This window comes from Corynebacterium sp. HMSC30G07, assembly GCF_001806945.1.
GTDB lineage: Bacteria > Actinomycetota > Actinomycetes > Mycobacteriales > Mycobacteriaceae > Corynebacterium > Corynebacterium riegelii.
Genome location: NZ_KV786474.1, coordinates 1 through 2,947 on the forward strand (window position 1 = coordinate 1; position 2,947 = coordinate 2,947).

Consider the following 2,947-nt stretch of genomic DNA (forward strand, 5'->3'; position numbering starts at 1 on the left):
CGTTTGCAGCTACCTACACCCGGCTACCAAGCGATTTTTCCGCTGGTAGCTGCAGGTAGGTAGCTGCATTCTTGTTTTTGGCTGTGTTGGGCCCAGCCGACCCTAGCGGCAAACGCCACAATCCTGTTACGCTGCAGCCACACCAGCTACACCAGCTACACCGTCGCCTCAGGGGGAGGCGACACGGGGGATACACAAAAGGGGGACTTCATGGACCGCGAAGCACTTGCCGCGCACCTACTGAAGAAGGGCGCCGCGCAGCATCACAATTGCGTCAAGCTTTCCGCAACGTGTTTTGTCACTGAGGCGCAGTGGCACGCCATGCGCCGCCATGAGCAGGCGTTTCTCCGCTGCTACGCGGCAGGATTGGCGGCGCCGAGGGCGGTGCTCGTGGGACGCTCGGCGGCGCGCGTGGCCAATATGTGGGTGCTGCCCACGGATGCGGAAGAGGTGGAGTTGGCGTTGGGGGGTGGGGCATCGCCGTCGACAAGCCAATGGCCCAAAGGCGTGATGTACAGGCGCTTTACGGTGCCCGACATGGACCTGGCGACATTTCGCGGGGCGCGGTTGACCATGCCGGTGCGCACCGCGGTGGATGTGGCACGGCTACACGGCGTGCGGCACGGGGTGGTGGCGATGGACGGGCTGATGCACGGGATTCCGCGCGGCAATCGGCGGGTGGCACGCGACGCGCTGCATGCGGTGATCAGGCGGCTTGCCGGCAAACACGGCATCGCGCGTGCGCGGGAAGCGTTCACGCTGAGCTCCGTGGTGTCGGATTCCCCGTTTGAGTCCCTGTTCCGCGTGATTCTGGCGGAGCACGGCATCGTGGCCCAGGAGCAGATGTGGATTGGGGATTACCGCGTTGACCTGCTGTGGGACAACCTGATCATTGAGATCGACGGCCACCTCAAATACGCCGACGTCCCGCATGAGGTGCTCATGCGGCAACTCGCGCGCGAGAACTGGCTCAAAGAGCAAGGCTACGAGGTGATCCGCCTCTTCCCCGCCGACATCCTGAAAGATGAAACCGCGTGCATCAAGCGGGTCATGGGGGCCAAGTTGCTTGCCGACGCCCGCGGCGTCCCCCACACCCCCTCCTCTCCTTACCGGGAGTGGTGAGTGGATTGCTTGGCGTGGTGGCGCACCATAAACGCGCCGAGTAGGCCCAGCACTAGGAACGCCGCGGAAAACCCGATCGACCAGGCGGCCGCCTGCGCAAACCCTGCGGACAGTTGCGTGACCACGGCGTCGCGGGCCGGGCCGAGCTGCGCGGCAAGAGGGCTGTCGGGGGCGGCGCTGCGCAGCTGCCCGATCACCGCACCTGCGGAGGACTGGGTGGCGTGGGAGAGCTGATCGGCCACCTCGCCGGGCAGGCCGCTGACGTTGTTCAGCGCGGCGGGGATCCTTTGCGCCATCGCGGCAGCCAGTGCGGATCCGGCGATCGCGGCCCCCAAGGCGGAGCCGAGTTGGCGTACCGTCGATTGGGTTGCGGAGCCGGCGCCGGAGAGCTCCTCGGGGATGTCTGCAAGCACGGTGGACGTGAGCTGCGCCGATGCCAGCCCCAGGCCCACCCCGTAGACCACCAAGGCGCCGATGGTGAACCAGATCGACGCCTGCTGGGCAACCACCCACGCCAGCACCGCAACACCGATGACCTCCAGCGCAAGGCCCAGGACCACAACCCCGGGCGCGCCGAGCCGTGCTGCTAGATGGCGCGCCGCCGCACCCGACCCAAACGCCCCCAGTGCCATGGTGGCGAGGATGGTGCCGGCGGTGAGCGTCGATAAGCCGAGTGCATTGATGAGGAACAAGGGCAGCACGAACATCAGTGAGAACTCGCCGATGGCCACCGTGGCTGCGGTGAGGTTGCCCCAGGAAAACGTGCCGACCTTGAACAGGCTGAGGTCCAGCAGCGCGTCGCGGCCGTTGCGCGCGCGGTGCAGCTCCCAGCGCAGGAACAGGCCGATAAAGACCAGACCGATACCGATGGCGAACGGCACCGGCGACATCGACCAGTGTGCCGGCCACTCCCAGCCGCCAATTGCGAGGGTTTCCTTCTTGGTCCACCAGCCGAGCGTGGTTGCCTCAATCAGGCCGAAGACGACTAGGCCGAAGCCGATCGCGGACGTCAGCACGCCATCCACATCCACGCCGCGCACGTTGCGCTTGCCGTGCGTCTGCGGCACCCACGCGAAAATCCCCGCCAGGACCAGCAAGCCAAGCGGCAAGTTCACCCAGAAGATCCAGCGCCACGACGCATACTGCGTAAGCACGCCACCGAGCAGCGGACCCAACGCCGCCGTACCACTCATCACCGCGCCCCACACGCCGAACGCGGCCGCGCGATCCTTGCCCGTGAACAGGGAGTTCACCGACGACAACGTGGCCGGCAACACCAGCGCGCCGCCGACGCCCTGCACCGCGCGGGCAGCGATCAGGCTGCCTGCGCTTGTGGCGGCAGCGGCCAGCAGCGACCCGGCAACGAACAGGGTCACGCCCGCCGCGAACGTCGTCCTCCTGCCGATTCGATCCCCCAGGCGCCCCGAACCAAGCAGCAGCGCAGCGAAAATCACGTTGTAGATTGCGTTGACCCACTGCGCGTTGGTCAAGCTCAGGTCGAGTGCGCCGATCATGGTTGGCAGAGCGACGCCAACGATCGTTCCATCCATCACAATCAACGCCAGCCCGGCGGCCAAGACGCCGAGGGCTTTCCAGCGGTTTTGTACGGATTGTGCTGGGGTTTGTTGGGGATCCTGTTGGAGGGTTTGTTCTGGGGTTTTGGTGGTTTCTGTGTTCACGGCTTCACGGTAGGCCTGGCTGCGGTAGCCCACCATCGACCGATGGGTTGATTTGCTGGCCGCGCCTGCGCCATGCGCCGCGCCGTGTGGCGTGCCGCGCCTGCGCCGGGCCATGCGCCGCGCCGTGTGGCGCCCCCGAAAACGCG

2 protein-coding genes are annotated in these 2,947 nt (G+C 66.3%); one reads left to right on the top strand and one right to left on the bottom strand.

Annotation, left to right across the window (positions count from 1 at the left end; translation table 11 throughout):
- The first annotated feature begins 210 nt into the window (after positions 1-210).
- Complete coding sequence (locus HMPREF3104_RS10125; RefSeq protein ID WP_070495704.1) at positions 211-1,122, top strand: endonuclease domain-containing protein; 912 nt, start codon at positions 211-213, stop codon at positions 1,120-1,122.
- On the opposite strand, the gene HMPREF3104_RS10130 is transcribed toward HMPREF3104_RS10125, so the two are convergent.
- Positions 1,107-2,947 (bottom strand): MFS transporter (locus HMPREF3104_RS10130; RefSeq protein WP_371441056.1); only part of this gene is annotated, 1,841 nt, incomplete at its 5' end. The genes HMPREF3104_RS10125 and HMPREF3104_RS10130 overlap by 16 nt on opposite strands.

Coding starts and splice junctions, on each gene's coding strand:
- HMPREF3104_RS10125 (WP_070495704.1), top strand. CDS start 211: ATGGACCGCGAAGCACTTGCCGCGCACCTACTGAAGAAGGGCGCCGCG.